This is a genomic window from Streptomyces bikiniensis (assembly GCF_000716625.1).
Classification (GTDB): Bacteria; Actinomycetota; Actinomycetes; order Streptomycetales; family Streptomycetaceae; genus Streptomyces; species Streptomyces bikiniensis.
This window is the reverse complement of sequence record NZ_JNXJ01000015.1, coordinates 1-18,778: the sequence shown is the minus strand read 5'-3', so window position 1 is coordinate 18,778 and position 18,778 is coordinate 1. Positions and strand designations below refer to the sequence as shown.

Genomic DNA, 18,778 nt, shown 5'->3' with positions numbered 1-18,778 from the left:
CCGGGTCAGGGGGTGCGCGCGGTCCGTCCCTCCGCGCCGAGGACGGCGTCCGTGTGCTCGCCGAGGCGCGGGGGAGGGTACCGGTAGGAGGGCGGGGTGGCGCCGAGCCGGATCGGGTTGGCGACCTGACCGGGACCGGCGGCGGACTCGGGGACGCGCGGGGCGAGCCCCAGCCGGTCGGCCAGGCCGAAGGCGTCCGCCAGGTCGTTGATGGGCCCGCAGGGCACGCCGGCCACCGTCAGCTCCTCGAACCAGTCGTCGGCGGTACGCGTGCCGAGCGGCCCGGCGAGCACCGCCGCCAACTCCTCCCGGTGGGTGACCCGGGCCGCGTTGGTCGCGAAGCGGGCGTCCCCGGCCAGCTCCGGCAGGCCGATCCGCTCGCACAGCGCCCGGAACTGCCGGTCGTTGCCCACCGCCAGGACCAGCGGCCGGTCCTCCGCCTCGAAGACCTCGTACGGGGTGATGCTCGGGTGCCGGTTGCCCATCGCGCGCGGCACGACCCCCGCCCCGAGGTGCGCGGCGGCCTGGTTGGTGAGCGCGGAGAGCAGGGAGCCGAGCAGCGAGACCTCGACGCGCTGGCCCTCGCCGGTGCGCTCCCGGTGCCGGAGCGCGGCGAGCACGCCCATGCCCGCGTGCAGGCCGGTGACGACGTCGACCAGGGCCACCCCGGTCTTCGTCCCCGGCCCGTCCGGCTCGCCCGTCACGCTCATCAGGCCGCCCATGGCCTGGACGAGCAGGTCGTACCCCGGCAGCCGGGCGCCCTCCGCCGTCCCGAAGCCGGTCACCGAGCAGTAGACGAGCCCCGGGTTCGTCGCCCGCACCTCCTCGTGACCCAGCCCCAGCTTCTCCATCGTGCCGGGCCGGAAGTTCTCCACCAGGACGTCCGCCCGGTCCACGATCGCGCGCGCCGCCGCCAGGTCCCGGGGATCCGTCAGATCGAGCGACACGGACCGCTTGTTCCGGTTCACCCCGAGGAAGTACGTGGCCTCCCCGCCCGCGAACGGCGGCCCCCACGCGCGCGTGTCGTCCCCGGACCCCGGCCGCTCGATCTTGATCACGTCCGCGCCCAGATCGGCCAGGAGCATCGTCATGTACGGCCCGGCGAGGACCCGGCCGAAGTCCGCGACGACGATCCCGGACAGGGCACCGGGCGCGGGGGCGGGTGAGGTGCCGGACGGGTCCGGCTGGTCTGCGCGCATTCCGCTCTCCTCGGGGTCGGCGACCGGATGTCGGATCCCATGCATCGGATCCCATGCACCGGATCCAATACATCGAATCCAGTACATCGGATCCAATACATCGGATTCGGATATTGGATCCAGTCCACCGGACCGTAGGGCCGGGTCGGCGGATTTTCAATACTGGATCCAATATCCGATGTGCGGATACGCTTCGGCACGCCGAGTCGTCGCAGGCGCCCGTCACCACCCGTCACCGGCGCCAGTCGCCCACCGCCAGGAGGCCGTCCGTGAAGTCGTCGTCCACCCCCGTCCACCCCTTCGACCTGCTCGCCGTCGACGGACTCCTGACGGACGAGGAGCGCGAGATCCGGCGCACCGTCCGGGCCGTCGCCGACCGCGAGCTGCGGCCGCACGTCGCCGGCTGGTTCGAGGAGGGCGAGATCCCCGCCCGTGAGCTCGCCCGCACCCTCGGCGGCACCGGCGTGCTCGGCATGCACCTGGAGGGGTACGGCTGCGCGGGCACCAACTCCGTCGCGTACGGCCTGGCCTGTCTGGAGCTGGAGGCCGTCGACTCCGGGCTGCGCTCGCTGGTCTCCGTGCAGGGCTCCCTCGCCATGTACGCGATCTGGAAGTACGGTTCCGAGGAGCAGAAGCAGCGGTGGCTGCCGAAGATGGCGGCGGGCGAGTACATCGGCTGCTTCGGCCTCACCGAGCCGGACGCGGGCTCGGACCCCGGCGCCATGCGGACCAACGCCAAGCGGGACGGCTCCGACTGGGTGCTCAACGGCACCAAGATGTGGATCACCAACGGCTCCGTCGCCGACGTGGCGGTCGTCTGGGCCCGCACCGAGGACGGCGTCCGCGGCTTCCTCGTCCCGGCCGGCACCCCCGGCTTCAGCGCCCCCGAGATCAGGATGAAGCTGTCGCTGCGCGCGAGCGTCACCAGCGAACTGGTCCTGGAGGACGTGCGGCTGCCCGCCGACGCGATGCTGCCGGAGGCCCGGGGTCTCTCGGGCCCGCTCGGCTGCCTCAACGAGGCCCGCTTCGGCATCGTCTTCGGCGCGCTCGGCGCCGCCCGCGACTGCCTGGAGACGGCGATCTCCTACGCCCGGGACCGCACCGTCTTCGCCCGCTCCCTCGCCTCGTACCAGCTCACCCAGCAGAAGCTCGCGGACATGTCCGTCGAGCTGGGCAAGGGCATGCTCCTCGCCCTCCACCTGGGCCGTCTGAAGGACGCGGGCGCGCTCACCCCCGAGCAGGTCAGCGTGGGCAAGCTGAACAACGTGCGCGAGGCGATCGCGATCGCCCGCGAGTGCCGCACGATCCTGGGCGCCAACGGCATCACCCTGGAGTACCCGGTCCTGCGCCACGCCAACAACCTGGAGTCGGTGCTCACCTACGAGGGCACGAGCGAGGTGCACTCCCTGGTCATCGGCAAGGCGCTCACCGGCGAGCAGGCGTTCCGCTGAGCCGTCCCGCCCCGGAACGGTCGCGGCGGGACGCTCAGCCCGCCGTGACCCGCCGGACGAAGGCGTCGAGGTTGGCCGTCGTCCGGGCGATCTGCTCGTCGAGGGTGAGGGACTCCTCCTGGCGCCGGCCGCGCAGCTTCGGCTGCCGCTTGCCCCGGACGTAGAGGGAGCAGGCGAGGTCGGAGCAGAGGTAGATCCCGACCGTGTTCCCCTCGCGGCCGCGGCTTCCGGCGAGCGGCGCCACGAGGAGCGTCACGCCCGAGGAGGCGTGCCCGGTCAGGCAGACCTGGCACAGGCTCGACTTCACGGCGCTGGTCCGGCCGGCGGCCGGGACCCGCAGGGACACCCCGAGCGGTCCGTCCTCGCGCGGGACGACCAGGTGGGCGCGCAGGGGCGCTCCGGGGTCGACCCAGCCGAGGAAGTCCAGGTCCTCCCAGGGGAGCTCGGCGAAGTCGAGCGGCAGCTTGAGCCGCGCGGCCTCGCCCTTGGTGCAGTTCACGAAGGACGAGCGGATCTGTTTGTCGGTCAGCGGTTCCACTCGGTGGACCGTACACGTGTCGTCCCGGGCGGGCATCCGAATATGGCGGCGCCCGGTGGGGGCGCCTCGCTCGAGGGGGCGTGTCCGGGGCGGGCGGGCCCGGCTCAGGCCGGGACGGCCGCCGACCCGCCCGTGTTCGGGTTCGCCGGGGCGTTCCCCGAGGTCTCCGGGGCCGGCCCCGAGTTCGGGGCGGAGGAGTCCGGTTGCGGTTCGGGCGGTGGCGGTGAGTCCGGCTGCGGTTCCGGCGGCGGTGGGGAGTCGGGTTGCGGTTCGGGCGGTGGCGGTGAGTCCGGCTGCGGCTCCGGCGGCGGTGGGGAGTCCGGTTGCGGTTCGGGCGGCGGGGAATCGGGCCGCGGTTCCGGCGGCGGTGGGGAGTCGGGCCGTGGCTCCGGCGAGGACGTCGACGGTCCGGGGGAGGTGCTGCCGGAGGGACAGGGGGACGAGGCCGGCGGGCACGGCGCCGGGGAGGTCGACGTCGGCGGCGAGGTCGGCTCGTCCTTGTCGCCGGTGTCGCCGTGCTCCCGCGCGAACCAGTCGCCCTTCTCGGGGTCGTACACCACGAAGACGTTCACGACCTTCGAGGAGGGCGCGACGGCGACCACCTGGTCGGAGGAGTAACCGGGCCAGGCGGTGCCCGTCGTCCGGGGGTTCTTCTGGGGCACCGGCTCGGTCAGCGGGTTGCCGCAGGCGCAGCGCACCCGGGGCACCCCGCGGTCGTCGACCAGGACCGCCGTGCCGGACTGGAGGACCGCCTGGTAGGCGGTGGCGGAGCCGTTCTTGAAGCCGTGGTTCGTCACCCGGGTGTCGGCCCGGAGCTGGAGCGGGGTGAGGGAGCGCAGATAGCCGGGCACCTCGTTCGCCGAGACGCGCAGGACCGAGGCGAAGGCCGCGTTCTTCGCGGGCTCGCCGGAGAGGTAGCGCACCTGCTGCTCCACGTCGCAGCTCGCCACCGACCGCGTCCCGCCGTAGAGGCCGGGCGCCGAGCCCGAGACCTGGGGCGTGCCGGCCTCCGCCGAACCGGTGCGGGGCGGCAGCGAGGCCGGCGGGGCGGACTCGGTGGCGCGGGCCGTCGACCGGGTGAACGGGTCGGGACCGGTCGTGGAGGCGCTCTGCAGGAAGACCTCCCCGCCGGCGTTCGCGGTGCCGCCGTCGTCGCCCGAACGGCTGGTGAGCACGACGATCAGGGCGACGGCCGCCACCAGTACGGCGGTGATCGAGGCGACCTTGGGGACGGAGCGCCACCACGGGCCGCCGCCCCTGCCGCCGTCACCGGGGTAGCGGGACGAGCCCCCGCCGCCCCCGGAACCGCCGCCCGAACCCCCGGAGCCCCCAGAGTCGCCGGAGCCGCCGGAGGGCGGTCCCGAGGGCGGCGGGGGGCCGGCGGCGTTCGGGCGCGTGCTCGGGCCCGAGAGGGGGCCCGAGGGGGGACCCGTGGGGGGAACCGGTGGTGGACCGGACGGAGGGCCGGACGGCGGGTGGGAAGTCACGTTTTTCCCTTTCTTCCGTTCCGCGCCCATTGTGTGCGCCGACCCGTACCCGCCCGCAAGCGGAGACGCGCCGTTCCGAGCCGCCCGGCCCCGGCCGGCAAGCGCCCCGACACCGCCCCGCGCGCCCTGACCCCCTGCCCCGCGCGCCCTGACCCCGCTCCGGGCACCCCGGCCCTGCCCTGGGCACCCCCGCCCTGCCCCGGGGCCCCGTCCGCAAGCGCGCGGCCGTCCCCGGTACTAGCGTGGTCACCGTGAGCAGCAGGCCCCCCACCTCCACGCGGCCCGCCGCGACCCCGGCCGGGCTCTTCGTCCGGATCGCCCTCCAGGCCCTGGCGGCCGTGGTCGCCGGGTACCTCGCGATGGGCGTCGTCGCCGGGCTCGGCCTCTGGGCCGCGGGCGCCGCCGACCTGCCCGGCGGCTTCACCGCCGTCCTCGCCGCCGTCGTCGTCATGGCCACGGGCGGCAAGGTCGAACTCTCCGGCGACGCCGGCGCCCTCGCCGGAACCCAGGCCCAGCTGACCGCCATGCCCCTCACCGTCACCCTGGTGGGCGCACTGGTCACCGGCTACTGCTTCCTGCGCCCCCTGCGCCACCACGCGGTGGCCGGCGCCCGCGAACTCCTGCTCCGCGCCGGGGCCGTCGTCGTCCTCTGGCTGATCGCCCTCGCCGGGCTCTCCGCCCTCGCCCGCCACGACTTCCGGATCACCCTCGGCGGCCAGGAGACCGAGGACCCGCTCATGGACCTCTTCGGGGACCTCCTCGACTCGGTGAACCCGACCGTCGGCTTCCGCACCGACCTCGGCCCCACGCTCTTCCACGGCCTCCTGTGGATCCTCGGCGTGCTGCTCGTCGCCCTCCTCGTCTCCCGCAGGACCCCCCTGCCGTCCCGGCTCGTCCGCTACCAGGAGCCCGTCCGGCCCGCCGCCCGCGCGATGCTCCTGCTGCTCCTCGCGTACGTGCTCGCGGGCCTGGTCGTCGGGCTCGTCGTCGCCGCGACCAAGGGGCATCCGGCCGACACCTTCGCGGTCCTCCTCCTCGGCCTGCCCAACGTCACCTGGCTCGCCCTCGGCGTGGGCATCGGCGGCTCCTGGGAGGGCAGGGCGGAAGGCCCCTTCGGGCTGCCCGTGCCGCAGGTCCTCGACGCCGTCCTGCGCGACGGGAGCGGGGACGCCTCGAAGCTCTCGACCATCGACCTGTCCTCGCTCGCCGCGCAGGACGGACGGGCCTGGTGGCTGCTCCCCGTCGCCGCCGTCCTGGTGCTCGCCGCCGCCTTCGCCGCCGCCGTGCGCTCCCCGGCCCGCACCCGCCCGTGGCAGCACTCCCTGCGCCTCGGCGTCGCCTTCGCGCTCACCATGCTGGTCGTCGCCCCCGTCACCCTCGTCGAGGCCCGCTTCGGCCTCTCGGTCCTCGGCATCGGCGAACTCGACTCGCTCGGCGGACAGGTGCTGCTGCGCCCGCACGTCTGGGTGATCGCCGGCCTCGCGCTCCTGTGGGGCCTCGTCCTCGGCCTCCTCGGCGGCCTCCTGGCCTCCCGGGTCAGCCGGAAGGGCGAGGTCGAGCGGCCGGCCCGCGACAAGGACGGTACCGGCCCGCCCCGTACCCCGTAACCCCGGCGGCCTACAGCTCCCGGAACACCGGCCGCGCCCACGCGGGCGGGGCGGGCGGCGGGCCGAGCGGCCGGGGCGCTCCGGCCACTGCCGGGCCGGCCTCCCCCGGGGCGCCCGACGCCAGGGCGGCGCGCAGCTGGGTGACGAACTCCAGGCAGGTCCCGTACCGCTCCTCCGGCGTCTTCGCCAGCGCCTTCGCGAAGACCGCGTCCGCCGCCCCCGGCAGCTCCGGCCGCGCCTCGGAGACGGGCGGCGGCGGATCGTACTGCTGCGCCCACAGCACCGCCCAGTCGGTGTCCCGGCGGAACGGCGGCGCGCCCACCAGGGTCTCGAACACCACGCAGGCCAGTCCGTACACGTCGCACCGGCCGTCGACCGGCTTCCCCGAGATCTGCTCGGGCGCCACGTAGTCGAGCGTGCCCACGAACTCGCCCACCGTCGTGAACCCCGTCAGGGACAGCGACTTCTTCGTCAGGCCGAAGTCGGTCAGGTACACGTGCTCCGGATGGTCGCGGTCGGTCCCCTCGGCCACCAGGATGTTGCCGGGCTTCACGTCCCGGTGCACCAGGTCGTGCGCGTGCGCCGCGTCCAGGGCCGAGGCCACCTGCACGGCGATCCTGCCCGCCTTCGCCGGGGGCAGCGGCCCCTCGCGGTGCAGCAGGGCCACCAGGTCCTGTCCCGCGACGTACCGCATGGCGATGTAGAGCACGCCCTCCGTCTCGCCCGCCTCGAAGACCGGCACGATGTGCGGGTGGTCGATCGAGGCGGCGACCCGCGACTCGTGCGCGAAGCGCTTGCGGAAGGTGTCGTTGCGGGCCAGCTCGGGGGCCAGCAGCTTCAGCGCCACCGTGCGGTCGAGCCGCAGGTCCCGCGCCCGGTACACCACCGCCATGCCGCCGCGCCCGATCTCGCCCTCCAGGCGGTAGCCGGCGATCTCCTTGCCGACGAGCCCCGAGGGCCGCCCGGCCGGAAGGTCCGGGTCGGCGTGCGCCCCGCCGGCCATCAGCCCTCACCCGTCGGAGGCCGCTCCACGACCCGGGTCGGGGGCGGCTCCGGGGCCTCGGACGGCGACTCCACGACCTGTGTCGGCGGCGGTGGTTCCACCGTCTCGGGCGGCTGCTTCACGATCTGTGTCGGCGGTGGCGGCTCCACGGCTTCGGGCGGCTGCTCCACGACCTGCGTCGGGAGCCGTTCGGCCGTCTCGGGCGGCCGTTCCACGACCTGAGTCGGGGGCGGCGGCTCCACGGCTTCGGGCGGCTGCTCCACGACCTGCGTCGGGGGTGGCGGTTCCACCGTCTCGGGGAACTGCTCCACCACCTGCGTCGGCGGCCGCTCCGCCGCTCCGGCAGGTGGCCGGTCCACCACCCGCGTCGGGGTCGGGGCGGGGGACGGAGCGGGAGGCGGTGCCGGTGTCGGCGGATCGGTCGGGCCGGTCGGGCCCGCCGTCTCCGGGGCCGCCCGGGGCACCACCCGGGCGGGTTCGTGACCGCCGCCCGGGGGCGTGCCGGCCGGTGCCGGGGCGGTCACCGAGGGCGCGGTTCCGGCCGCGTACGTACTGAGCCCCGCGCCGTCGCAGTACACCCAGCGCTCGTGCTCCGCGTCGTACAGCCACACCGACTCGCCGTCCACGACCATGCCCACCCGCAGGCCGCGGGTCCGCAGCCGGAAGGCCTCGCCGTCGAGGCGGCCCGCGCCCAGCTCCTCGGCGGCCCGCCGGTAGCGGCCGAGGGCGTCCTCGGCGCGGGCGATCAGCGGGCGGGGGTCGGCGGTCCTGGTGAGGGGCCGGCCCGCCGCCGGCGGGTCGTCGGGGACGCTGACGAGCAGCCGCGCGTCGACCCACGCCGTCCAGCCGTTGGAGCACCGGATCCGCCCCCAGTCCCCGCTCCGCTCCTCCAACCGCACCGGCAGGAAGGCGTCCAGGGGCGCCGTGGGCAGCCCCGGGTCGGGCGCCTCCCAGGCGGGCAGGCCGTCGCGCGGTACGACGTGGGTGGGCCGGAAGTCCGGCACGTACTCGGAGAGGGGGACGCTCACGGGCCTACCTCCGCATGACGACCGGCTCGTGGCGGCGCAGCAGCCGGGCCACGACCAGGCCGAGGACCAGACAGAGCACCACCATCATGCCCATGTCGAACAGCCAGGCCTCCGCCGTGTGCCGCATCAGCGGATCGGTGGTCTTGTCGCTCGGCGCCACCTTCCCGAGGTCGATCGTCGCGCCCATCGCCGCGAACGCCCACCGCGAGGGGACGAGCCAGGCCAGCTGCTCCAGGACGGGCGTGCCCCGCACGGTCAGGAGCGCCCCGCAGAACACCACCTGCACGATGGCGAGCAGGACCAGCAGCGGCATCGTCACCTCCTCCTTGCGGACGAGGGCGGAGACGAACAGGCCGAGCATCATCGCGGTGAAGGAGAGCAGTGCGACGGCGAGGGTGATCTCCACCAGCGGGGGCATCAGGACCCCCTTGCCGCCGGGCACGTTCAGCGGCACGCCGATCAGGGCCACCAGGGTCAGGACCACCGCCTGCACGACCGTGATCAGGCCGAGGACCACCACCTTGGAGGCGAGGTACGCCGAGCGGGACAGGCCGACGGCTCTCTCGCGCCGGTAGATCGTGCGTTCCTTGACGAGTTCGCGCACGGCGTTCGCCGCGCCCGTGAGGACCCCGCCCACGCAGAGGATGAGCAGGACGTTCAGCGACGACTCGGGGTTGAGGCTGCCCTCGGACAGGGCGCGGGCCATCGCCCCCATCACGAACGGCAGCGCCACCATGATGACGATGAAGGTGCGGTCGGCGGAGAGCGCCGCCGCGTAGCGGCGCACCAGGGTCCGCAGCTGGGAGCCCCAGCTCTGCGCCTTCGGCGGCGGGGCGGGAACCTCGCCCTCGGGGGCGCCGCCGCCCAGGGGCAGGTCCGGGCTCGCCGTGGCCTCGGTGATGTACCGGCGCTGGAAGCGGGAGGAGCGGTAGCCGCCCGCCCAGTCGCGGTCCCGTTCCCGTTCGAAGGCCTCGAACGCCTCCGGCCACTCCGTGAAGCCGAAGAATTCTAGTGCCTCGGAGGGCGGGCCGTAGTAGGCGACCCGGCCGCCGGGCGCGAGGACGAGCAGCCGGTCGCAGACGTCCAGGCTGAGCACGCTGTGCGTGACCACGACGACCGTGCGCCCGTCGTCGGCGAGCCCGCGCAGCATGTGCATCACGGACCGGTCCATGCCGGGGTCGAGGCCCGAGGTGGGCTCGTCGAGGAAGAGGAGGGACGGCTTGGTGAGCAGCTCCAGGGCCACGCTCACCCGCTTGCGCTGGCCGCCGGAGAGGCTGTGGATCGGCTGGTCCGCGCGCTCCACGAGGCCGAGCTCCCGGATCACCTCGTCCACCCGGGCCTGCCGTTCCGCGCGCTCGGTGTCCTCGGGGAACCGCAGCTCGGCGGCGTACCCGAGGGCCCGGCGGACGGTGAGCTGGAGGTGCAGGATGTCGTCCTGCGGGACGAGCCCGATGCGCTGGCGCAGCTCGGCGTAGTCCCGGTACAGGTCGCGGCCGTCGTACAGCACCGTGCCCCGGTCGGCGGGGCGCTGGCCGGTGAGGGCGTTCAGGAGCGTGGACTTCCCCGCGCCGGACGGCCCGACGACCGCGAGCAGGCACTTCTCGCCCACCGGGAACGACACCTCGTCCAGGAGGGTCTTGTGCCCGTGGTCGACGGTGACGGCGAGCGACCGCACGTCGAGGGAGACCTCGCCGGTGTCGGTGAACTCGACCAGTTTCCCGCCGATCAGGCAGAACGCGCACCGGCCGATGCCGACGATGTCCTCCGGGGTCACCCGGGCGTCGGTGACGGGCCGCCCGTTGAGGAAGGTGCCGTTGTGGCTGCCCAGGTCGTGGATCCGGTAGGTGCCGTCGGGGTGGGCGCGCAGCTCGGCGTGGTGCCGGGAGACGACGAGGTCGGGGACGACGACGTCGTTGTCGGGGGCGCGGCCGATGCGGATGCTGTGGGTCGGCAGCGGCCGGACGGACGTCGGCTGCCGGAAGGTGCCGGTGGCGGCGGGGTGCGAGACGGAGGGGGGCCGGGGAGGGACGGAACCCCGTACGGGACCGGACACGAATTCCCGTACGGGTTCCCGTGCGGGTCCTCGTACGGGCCCGGGCCCGGGTTCCGGCAGCGGCTCGGCGGCGGGCCCCGGTCCGGTGGCCTCCGGCTCCTGTACGGGCTCCGGCCCCGGCTCCTGTACGGGCTCCGGTTCCGGGGCGGTCTCCCGCTCCCGTACGGGCTCCGCTACGGGTTCCTCCCGCACGCGCCTCTCTCGTGCGGGCCCCGGCTCCGGTTCCGGGGCGGTCTCCCGCTCCCGTACGGGTTCGGGTCCTGGCTCCCGTTCCCGTACGTGCTCGGGTTCCGGCTCCGGCGCGACCGGTACGGCCGGTGTGCCCGCCGAGCCCGGTACGGGCGGAGGCGGCGGCTCCGCCGGGCGGGCCCGGGCGGCGGTCGAGAGGACGGCTCGCGGGCCGTCCTCCGGGTGTCCGAACCGTACGACGGTCCCGGCACCGACCTCCCGCGAACGGTCCACCTTCCGGCCGTCCGCGAAGGTGCCGTTCGTACTGTCCTCGTCGGTCAGGGTCCACCGGCCGGCGGAGGCCCTGAGCACCGCGTGGTGCCAGGACGCCCGGGCGTCCGCGAGGACGATGTCGCTGGCGGGGTCCCGTCCGATGCGGTAGACGCGGCTCGGATCCATGAGCGTCGCGTCCCCGTCGATCTCGAGGACCAGGTCGGGCGCCGCGGGCGCGGCCGGCCACTCTCCCATGTCTGGAATTTTATCCGCCGGAGCTGATCCCCGCCCGGGCTGGAGGCGCCGGTAGGGTGGGCGCCGCCGCGGGAAGCGGCCCGGACGAACTGGAGGAACCACCCGTGCCGAAAGGCGTCACCAAGCGGCGGCCCCGCACCCGCGCGGCGCTCCTGGGGGCCGCCCTGGAGACCTTCGCCGAGCACGGCTTCCACGCCACGACGATCGAGCAGATCTGCGAGCGCGCCGGCTACACGCGGGGCGCGTACTACTCGAACTTCGCGAGCAAGGAGGAGCTCTTCCTCGCCCTCTTCGACGAGCACAGCGAGCGGACGGTGCGGCGGCTCGCCGAGTCGATCGACGCGCTGGCGGCCGAGGAGTACACCCTGGTCCGGCTCGCGGAGCTGGCCTCCCGCGTGGAGCCGGACGAGCGGGACTGGTACCTGGTGACCACCGAGTTCACCCTGCACGCCATCCGGGACCCGCAGGCCGCCTGGGTGCTCGCGCGCCACGACGCGCGGCTGCGGGCCGAGATAGCCCGCGGCCTCACGCTCGTCCTGCGCAGGGCCGGGCGCGAACTGACCGTGGACGCCGACCGGTTCGCGCGTCTGCTCATCGCCCTGCGCGAGGGCGGTCTCGCGCAGAGCTACGTGGAACCGGACGCACTGCCGCCGGGCAGCCTGGAGCGCCAGTTCCTCCCCGGGTTCCTGGAGGCCTCGACGCGCGAACTCCCGGAAGGCGGGACCCGGACGGACGGGGATCAGTCGAAGAGGTCCGGGTCGGACGCGGTGATCTGATCCCACAGCGGGCGCGCCTGGAACCAGCCGGCCAGGTGCCCGCCGATCTGCCCGCGCGTGAGCAGGGCGGTCTCCCGGTCGATGGACTGCGGGGCGCCCGCGGCCATCGCGAGGAGCTGGGCCTGGCAGGAGCGCTCCATGGTGACGAACCACCACACGGCCTCGGCGACGGACTGCCCGACCGTCAGGAGCCCGTGGTTCTTGAGGATCACGGCCTTGTACGAGCCGAGGGCCTTCGCGACCCGCTCGCCCTCCTCGGTCTCGTTCACCACGCCCCGGTAGTCGTCGTAGATCCCGTGGTCCTCGAAGAAGGCGCAGGCGTCCTGGGTGATCGGGTCGAGCGGGATCCCGAGGCTGGAGAAGGCCTTGCCGTACAGGGAGTGCGAGTGCGCGGCGGCGATCGCGTCCGGCCGGGCGGCGTGGACCCGGGAGTGGATGACGAAGGCGGCCCGGTTCACGGGCCGGCGCCCTTCGAGGACGACGCCCTCGTGGTCGACCAGGATCAGGTCGGAGGCCTTGATCTGGGTGAAGCTCATCCCGAACGGGTTGACCCAGAAGGCGTTCGGGTCGCCGGGGTCGCGGACGGTGATGTGCCCGGCGACCCCCTCGGAGAAGCCGAACCGTCCGAAGATCCGGAACCCGGCGGCCAGTTGCTCCTTGCGGTACCGCCGCTCCTCCTCGACGCTCTCGAAGGTGGGCGGCAGCGGCAGGACGACCCCTTCGGGCAGCGGCCCGACGGCGGCGGCGAGCGCGGGCGGCACGGTGCTCATGACGGCTCCTCCATGGAACGGGTGGCGGGGAACAGGGGACGGGCGGCGGGGGACGGGCGGGGAAGGCGCGCCAAAAGATACAGATGTGTATCCGATACGACAATGGATCAGTTCGTGCCTTGCGGTGCGCGGCACCCCGTGACTACGGTCGGCGCATAGGGAGAAAGCGCTTTCTCCGCTTCCTTCTCCTCCCCTCCCCTCCCGCCTCCGGAGTACGCAGCGTGCCCACCGCAGACGTCCTGATCTACACCCGCACCGCCGGATACCGGCACGACTCCATCCCCGACGGCGCCGCCGCGCTCACGGATCTCGCGGACGAGCTGGGGCGGACGGCCGAGACCACCGAGGACCCGGGCGCCTTCACGCCCGGACGGCTCGCCCGGTGCGCCGCCGTCGTCCTGCTCTCCACGACCGGGAACGTCCTGACGCCCGAGGGGCGTACCGCCTTCGAGGCCTACCTGCGGGGCGGCGGCGCCCTCCTCGCCGTACACGCCGCCGCCAACGCCGAACCCGACTGGCCCTTCTACGGGGAACTGCTCGGCACCCGCTTCGACGGCCACCCCGAGATCCAGCCCGGCACCGTCCTCGCCGCCCCCGGGGACCACCCGGCGACCGCCCCGCTCCCGGCCCGCTGGGAGTGGACGGACGAGTGGTACAACTTCACCTCCGCACCCCGGGGGGTACGGGTCCTCGCCCGGGCCGACGAGTCCTCGTACCGCGGCGGAACGCACGGCGACGACCACCCGCTCGCCTGGTGCCGGGAGGTGGACCGGGGGCGCGTCCTCTTCACCGCCCTCGGACACGCCCCGGAGGCGTACCGCGACCCGCTCTTCCGGGCCCACCTCACCGGCGCCCTGACCTGGCTGACCGCCTGAACGCCCGGGGCGCCCGCCCGGGTCACCCCGCCGTCCCGCCCCTGTTGCGCCGCGCCGCTCTTCACGGAAGGTTGGTGTCGGACGGGGGCCGAGGCAGGAGGAGACAGAGGCCATGGGCATCGCCACCGTGAACCCCGCGACCGGAGAGACGCTGCGCACCTACGAGGCCCACGGGCCCGAGGAGGTCGAGCGCCGCGTCGCCGCCGCGCACGAGACGTACCGGCAGTACCGCACCACCCCCTTCGCCGAACGCGCCCGCCTCCTGCGCGCCGCCGCGACCCTCCTCGACGAGGACACCGAGGACATCGCGCGCACCGTGACCGTCGAGATGGGCAAGCCGATCGCCGCCGCCCGCGCGGAGGCCGCCAAGTGCGCCAAGGCCATGCGCTGGTACGCCCGCCACGCCGAGGAGCTGCTCGCCGACGAGCACCCGGCGGAGAGCGACGTCCAGGACTCCGGCGCGGACACCGCCCGCGTCCACTACCGGCCCCTCGGCCCCGTCCTCGCCGTCATGCCGTGGAACTTCCCCCTCTGGCAGGTGATCCGCTTCGCCGCGCCCGCCCTCATGGCGGGGAACACGGGCCTCCTCAAGCACGCCTCCAACGTGCCGCAGACCGCGCTCTACCTGGGCGACCTCTTCCGCCGCGCCGGATTCCCCGAGGGCTGTTTCCAGACCCTCCTCATCGGCTCCCGCGAGGTCGAGGGCGTCCTGCGCGACCCCCGCGTGGTGGCCGCCACCCTCACCGGCAGCGAACCGGCCGGCCGGGCCGTCGCCTCCGTGGCGGGCGACGAGATCAAGAAGACCGTCCTGGAACTGGGCGGCAGCGACCCGTACATCGTGATGCCCTCCGCCGACGTCGTCGCGGCCGTGAAGACCGCCGTCACCGCCCGCGTGCAGAACAACGGCCAGTCCTGCATCGCCGCCAAGCGGTTCATCGTCCACCGGAACGTGTACGACGACTTCTCCGAGCGCTTCACCGCCGCCATGAACGCCCTCACCGTCGGCGACCCCCTCGACGAGTCCACCGACGTCGGACCCCTCGCCACCGAGAAGGGCCGCGCCGACCTGGAGGAGCTGGTCGACGACGCCGTGGAGCGGGGCGCCACCGCCCTCTGCGGCGGCCACCGGCCCGAGGGCGAGGAGCTGCGGAACGGCTGGTACTACCGGCCCACCGTCCTCACCGGCATCACCCCCGAGATGCGGATCCACCGCGAGGAGACCTTCGGCCCGGTCGCCACCGTCTACCCCGTCACCGACATCGAGGAGGCCGTGGCCGTCGCCAACGACTCGCCGTTCGGCCTCAGTTCCAACGTCTGGACCCGCTCCCAGGAGGACGTCGCCTTCTTCGTCCGCGAACTGGAGGCCGGCGGCGTCTTCGTCAACGGCATGACCGCCTCCCACCCCGCGCTCCCCTTCGGCGGGGTCAAGCGCTCCGGATACGGCCGCGAGCTCGCCGGCCACGGCATCCGCGAGTTCTGCAACGTCACCACGGTCTGGCAGCGCGCCTGACCCCACCGCCGGACGCCGCTCCCTGCCGAGGGCTCACCCGCCGCCGGACGCCGCTCCCTGCCGAGGGCTCACCCACCGCCGGACGCCGCTCCCTGCCGAGGGCTCACCCACCGCCGGGAGCGGCGTCGGCCGGCACCCGCGCCGGGCCGATCTCGCACCACACCGCCTTGCCCTCGCCGCGCGGCTCGACCCCCCACCGGGAGGCCAGCGCGTCCAGCAGGAGCAGCCCGCGCCCCGACGTGGCCGCCTCGCCCGGAGTACGCCGCCGGGGCCAGGCGCTCGACCGGTCCTGCACCGACAGGCGCACCCGCCGCACCGGCTCGGGCAGCACTTCCAGGGTCAGCACCGCGCCCCCCTCCGTGTGCAGCAGCACGTTGACGAGCAGCTCGCCCGTCAACAGCTCGGCGTCGTCCGCCAGTTCCCGCATGCCCCAGTCGCGCAGCGCCTGCCCCACCGCCGCCCGCGCGTCCGAGAGGCCCTGCGGATCTGCCTGGTGGATGTACTGGTGGATGCGCGGCGCCTTGGGCGTGCCCGGGTCCGGGCTGCGCCGCAGCACCAGGAGGGCCACGTCGTCGCCCGAACCCCACCGCTCCCACAGGCGGTCGGAGAGGTGGTCGGCGAGCGCCTCGGCCTGCGGCGGACCGCTGGCGATCGCCCCGGCGAGCGCGGCGAGACCGGACGAGATGTCCGAGTCCGGCTGCTCGACCAGCCCGTCCGTGCAGAGCACCAGGGTCTCCCCGGGCACCAGGTCGAGCCGCGTCTCCGGGAACTCCTCGTCCCCGAACACCGTCGCCAGGCCCAGCGGGAGCCCGCCCCGCAGCTTGGGCTGCCCCACCCGGCCGTCGTTGTGCCGGATCAGCGGATCGAGGTGCCCGGCCCGCACCGCGCGCAGGGTGCCGCTCGCCAGGTCCACCTGCGCGTACGTGCAGGTCGCGAACCGGTTCGTGTCCAGCTCCGCGAGGAACCGGGAGGCCCGTGCCAACACCGTCGAAGGGGCGTGCCCCTCGCCCGCGTACGCCCGCAGCGCGATCCGCAACTGGCCCATGATGGCGGCCGCGTGCGTGTCGTGGCCCTGCACGTCGCCCACCACGATCCCGACCCGGCTGCGCGGCAGCGGGATCACGTCGTACCAGTCGCCGCCGACCTGCCGCCCGCTCCACGCCGCGTGGTAGCGGACGGCGATCTCCCCGCCGGTGATCTCCGGGATCCGGCGCGGCAGCATCGCCGCCTGGAGCCCGGTCGCCAGCTCCCGCTCCTCGTCGAAGAGCATCGCCCGCTGGAGCGACTGGGCGACGATCGCCGCGAGCCCCAGCGCCAGGTTCCGCTCGTCGGGGTTGAACGAGGTGCGGCCCCGGTAGAACAGGGCCATCCCGCCCAGCGAGCGCGCCTGCGCCACCAGCGGCAGGTAGCAGGCGGCCCGGAAGTCCAGCCGGGGCAGATAGGGGGCCAGTTCGGGGAAGTCCCGCCCGAGCGACGGGAAGGACGACACGAACCGGGGCCGGCCGCTCAGCACCGCGTCGGCCAGCGGCAGCCGCCGGTCGAGCCGCCGGTTGCGCAGGCCGTCGAGCACGTCGAGGGTCTCCCCGCTGAGCGCGATGATGTTCAGCGAGCCGTTCTCCACCAGCCCGAGCGCAAGGCCGTCCGCGCCGAGCCGCGCCAGCCCGCCCGGGCCGGTCAGGGCCGCCGTCACGTCGTCCACGGTCACCGCGCGCGACAGCGCGTTCGTCGTCCGCTCCACGATGTTCGTCTGGACCTCGCGCCGCTTCTCCAGGTCCCGCACGAACGCGAAGTGCATCACCTCGGCGGTCGTGTCCCGCACGACGCCGACGATCCGCCGGGCCCGCCCGTCCGGCGAGCGCAGGATCCGCGCCTGCACGTGCGTCCAGTGGGGCGGTCCGTCGTCCTGCGGGATGGGGAAGTGCGCGGTGTACGAGGACGCACCGCTCTTGACGGCCTCGCGCACGACACCCCGGAGCTTCACCCGCTCCTCGGGGTCGAGGCGCGCGACGAGGGTCTCGGGACGCCCGTCGAAGGAGTCCGGGGACACGCCGAAGACCAGCAGCCCGGACTCGTCGGCATCGATGCTGCCCGTGTCGAGATCCCAGTCGAAGCTGCCGGTCCGGTTCATGGCGAGCCACTCGGCGGGCCCGATCTCGCCACTGCGCGCACGCGGGTCGTCATCGGTCATCCTCCCCATTGTCGAACCCGCGCCCCGGCGACGCCATGGCGGTGACACGGCGTGGCGCGAGTTCGCCGCGGGTTCGCCGCGGGTTCGCCGCGGAGGACGGAGCCGACCGGGCCCCGCCGGGGCGGGCACGGTTCCGGATTCCGGTGGTGCCCCGGGGCCGGCGGCACCGGTGATGCCGTCGGTGCCCCGGATATCGGTGGGGACCCGGAGCGCCGCCGGGGCAGAATGGGCCGGTGCAGCCGCCCTACCGTGTCCTCGGTCCGTGCCTGGCCCTCCGTACCGACGACGGGACGGAGGCCGTCCTGGGCGGCGGCAGGCTCCGGGCCCTGCTCGCCGCGCTCGCGGCGGCCGGCGGGCGCCCGGTGGCCCCGGACGCGCTGATCGCGCAGGTGTGGGCCGACGCGGACCCGGCCGACGACCGGGACCGCACGGCCGCGCTCCAGGCCCTCGTCGGCCGGCTGCGCCGGGCCGCGGGCCGGGAGGCCGTCGTCTCGGAACCCGGCGGCTACCGCCTCGCCGCCACCCGCGACGACATCGACCTGTACCGCTTCGAACGGCTCGCCGCCGAGGGCGCGGCCGCGTTCACCGCCGGGGACGCGGGGCGGGCGGCTGTTCTGCTCGACGAGGCCCTGGGGCTCTGGCGCGGCCCCGCCCTCGCCGACCTGCCGGGCCGGGACGAGGACCCCCTGGTCGTACGGGTCGAACAGCGGCACGCGCAGGCGCGCCGCGACCGGTTCGCCGCCGACCTGGCCCTGGGCCGGGCCGCCGACGTCCTCGCGCCGCTCGCCGCCCTCGCCGCGGAACAGCCCCTGGACGAACCCCTCCAGGCCCTGCGCGTCCGCGCCCTGCGGGCGGCCGGACGGCCCGCCGAGGCCCTGGCGGCGTACGAGGAGGTGCGCACGGCCCTCGCGGAACGCCTCGGCACGGACCCCGGTCCCGAACTGCGCGTCCTGCACGCCGAACTCCTCACGGAGCACCGGCCCGCCGGCCCCGGGGAGCGGACGAGCGCCCTGCCCGCCCGCCTGACCTCCTTCATCGGCCGCGACGCCGAACTGGGGGACCTCGCCGCCGACTGGGGCGCCCGGCGGCTCGTCACCCTCACCGGGCCGGGCGGCGTCGGCAAGACCCGGCTCGCCCTGGAGGCCGCCGAGACGTACGACGGCCCGGTCCACCTCGCCGAACTCGCCTCCGTACGGGACGGGTCCACGGTCGGCGCCGCCGTCCTCACCGCCCTCGGCGCCCGCGAGACGCAGCTCTGGCAGCGTCCGTCCGTCCCCGAGGCCGCGCCGAAGGACCGTTTCGCCGATCTCGTGGAGCACTGCGCGGGGCGCCGGATGCTGCTCGTCCTCGACAACTGCGAGCACGTCGTCGGTACGGCGGCGGAACTCGCCCAGGAGCTCCTGACGCGCTGCCCCGGAGTGACCGTGCTCGCGACGAGTCGGGAGCCGTTGGGGGTGCCGGGGGAGGTGGTGCGGCCGTTGGGTCCGTTGCCGGTGGGGGTGGCGTTGCGGTTGTTGGGGGAGCGGGGGGCTGCGGCGCGGCCGGGGTTCGTGGTGGGGGAGGACCGGGCGGCGGCGGAGGAGGTGTGCCGTCGGCT

General features: G+C 74.8%; 14 protein-coding genes. 6 read left to right on the top strand and 8 right to left on the bottom strand.

Annotated elements, in window-relative coordinates; genetic code table 11:
• Positions 1 to 5: 5 nt before the first annotated feature.
• Positions 6 to 1,199, bottom strand: coding sequence for a CaiB/BaiF CoA transferase family protein (locus OO47_RS13415; protein ID WP_030213217.1), 1,194 nt, complete (start codon positions 1,197 to 1,199; stop codon positions 6 to 8).
• 269 nt (positions 1,200 to 1,468) lie between these two features.
• Between OO47_RS13415 and OO47_RS13410 the strand changes: the two genes are divergently transcribed.
• Positions 1,469 to 2,650 carry an acyl-CoA dehydrogenase family protein gene (locus OO47_RS13410; RefSeq protein WP_051715958.1) on the top strand — a complete coding sequence of 394 codons (1,182 nt, stop codon included), beginning with the start codon at positions 1,469 to 1,471 and terminating at the stop codon, positions 2,648 to 2,650.
• 34 nt (positions 2,651 to 2,684) lie between these two features.
• Here OO47_RS13410 and OO47_RS13405 read toward each other — a convergent pair whose 3' ends face one another.
• Together OO47_RS13405 and OO47_RS36855 are read right to left on the bottom strand one after the other, a co-directional pair.
• On the bottom strand, positions 2,685 to 3,188 hold the full coding sequence (locus OO47_RS13405) for an FBP domain-containing protein (RefSeq protein WP_030213213.1): 504 nt from the start codon (positions 3,186 to 3,188) through the stop codon (positions 2,685 to 2,687).
• A 104-nt stretch (positions 3,189 to 3,292) separates the two neighbouring features.
• Positions 3,293 to 4,675, bottom strand: a complete 1,383-nt coding sequence (locus OO47_RS36855) for a DUF6777 domain-containing protein (protein ID WP_030213211.1) — start codon at positions 4,673 to 4,675, stop codon at positions 3,293 to 3,295.
• A gap of 242 nt (positions 4,676 to 4,917) precedes the next feature.
• Here OO47_RS36855 and OO47_RS13395 point away from each other — a divergent pair, with 242 nt between their 5' ends.
• On the top strand, positions 4,918 to 6,282 hold the full coding sequence (locus OO47_RS13395; protein ID WP_051715956.1) for a streptophobe family protein: 1,365 nt from the start codon (positions 4,918 to 4,920) through the stop codon (positions 6,280 to 6,282).
• A gap of 10 nt (positions 6,283 to 6,292) precedes the next feature.
• On the opposite strand, the gene OO47_RS13390 is transcribed toward OO47_RS13395, so the two are convergent.
• From OO47_RS13390 to OO47_RS13380, 3 genes are read right to left on the bottom strand one after another with little or no spacing between them, the layout of a single operon-like run.
• Positions 6,293 to 7,285, bottom strand: a complete 993-nt coding sequence (locus tag OO47_RS13390) for a serine/threonine-protein kinase (RefSeq protein WP_030213207.1) — start codon at positions 7,283 to 7,285, stop codon at positions 6,293 to 6,295.
• Positions 7,285 to 8,313, bottom strand: coding sequence for an SH3 domain-containing protein (locus OO47_RS37745; RefSeq protein WP_234323159.1), 1,029 nt, complete (start codon positions 8,311 to 8,313; stop codon positions 7,285 to 7,287). The genes OO47_RS13390 and OO47_RS37745 overlap by 1 nt, the downstream gene beginning before the upstream one ends.
• Positions 8,314 to 8,317: 4 nt before the next feature.
• On the bottom strand, positions 8,318 to 11,062 hold the full coding sequence (locus OO47_RS13380) for an FHA domain-containing protein (RefSeq protein WP_030213203.1): 2,745 nt from the start codon (positions 11,060 to 11,062) through the stop codon (positions 8,318 to 8,320).
• Positions 11,063 to 11,166: 104 nt separating this feature from the next.
• Here OO47_RS13380 and OO47_RS13375 point away from each other — a divergent pair, with 104 nt between their 5' ends.
• A complete protein-coding gene (locus tag OO47_RS13375) occupies positions 11,167 to 11,838 on the top strand; it encodes a TetR/AcrR family transcriptional regulator (protein WP_030213201.1) in 672 nt (223 codons plus the stop codon).
• Here OO47_RS13375 and OO47_RS13370 read toward each other — a convergent pair.
• Entirely contained in the window at positions 11,802 to 12,608 is an 807-nt protein-coding gene (locus OO47_RS13370; protein WP_030213199.1) for a class II aldolase/adducin family protein, read from the bottom strand. The genes OO47_RS13375 and OO47_RS13370 overlap by 37 nt on opposite strands.
• A gap of 221 nt (positions 12,609 to 12,829) precedes the next feature.
• Between OO47_RS13370 and OO47_RS13365 the strand changes: the two genes are divergently transcribed.
• Together OO47_RS13365 and OO47_RS13360 are read left to right on the top strand one after the other, a co-directional pair.
• Positions 12,830 to 13,483, top strand: coding sequence for a ThuA domain-containing protein (locus tag OO47_RS13365; RefSeq protein ID WP_030213197.1), 654 nt, complete (start codon positions 12,830 to 12,832; stop codon positions 13,481 to 13,483).
• A gap of 112 nt (positions 13,484 to 13,595) precedes the next feature.
• Positions 13,596 to 14,993 (top strand): NADP-dependent succinic semialdehyde dehydrogenase, encoded by a 1,398-nt coding sequence (locus tag OO47_RS13360; protein ID WP_030213194.1) that lies wholly within the window; start codon positions 13,596 to 13,598, stop codon positions 14,991 to 14,993.
• A gap of 103 nt (positions 14,994 to 15,096) precedes the next feature.
• Here the strand turns inward: OO47_RS13360 and OO47_RS13355 are convergent, their stop codons facing one another.
• Entirely contained in the window at positions 15,097 to 17,181 is a 2,085-nt protein-coding gene (locus OO47_RS13355) for a SpoIIE family protein phosphatase (protein ID WP_106969394.1), read from the bottom strand.
• A gap of 233 nt (positions 17,182 to 17,414) precedes the next feature.
• On the opposite strand from OO47_RS13355, the gene OO47_RS13350 reads away from it, so the two are divergent.
• Positions 17,415 to 18,778, top strand: a 1,364-nt coding sequence (locus OO47_RS13350) for an AfsR/SARP family transcriptional regulator (RefSeq protein WP_033209037.1), incomplete at its 3' end; no start/stop codon positions are given.

What these genes read in the sequence shown, in the direction of transcription:
- OO47_RS13380 (WP_030213203.1), bottom strand. Translation starts at nt 11,062, where the DNA reads ATGGGAGAGTGGCCGGCCGCGCCCGCGGCGCCCGACCTGGTCCTCGAG.
- OO47_RS13370 (WP_030213199.1), bottom strand. Translation starts at nt 12,608, where the DNA reads ATGAGCACCGTGCCGCCCGCGCTCGCCGCCGCCGTCGGGCCGCTGCCC.
- OO47_RS13355 (WP_106969394.1), bottom strand. Translation starts at nt 17,181, where the DNA reads ATGACCGATGACGACCCGCGTGCGCGCAGTGGCGAGATCGGGCCCGCC.
- OO47_RS13415 (WP_030213217.1), bottom strand. Translation starts at nt 1,199, where the DNA reads ATGCGCGCAGACCAGCCGGACCCGTCCGGCACCTCACCCGCCCCCGCG.
- OO47_RS13390 (WP_030213207.1), bottom strand. Translation starts at nt 7,285, where the DNA reads ATGGCCGGCGGGGCGCACGCCGACCCGGACCTTCCGGCCGGGCGGCCC.
- OO47_RS13360 (WP_030213194.1), top strand. Translation starts at nt 13,596, where the DNA reads ATGGGCATCGCCACCGTGAACCCCGCGACCGGAGAGACGCTGCGCACC.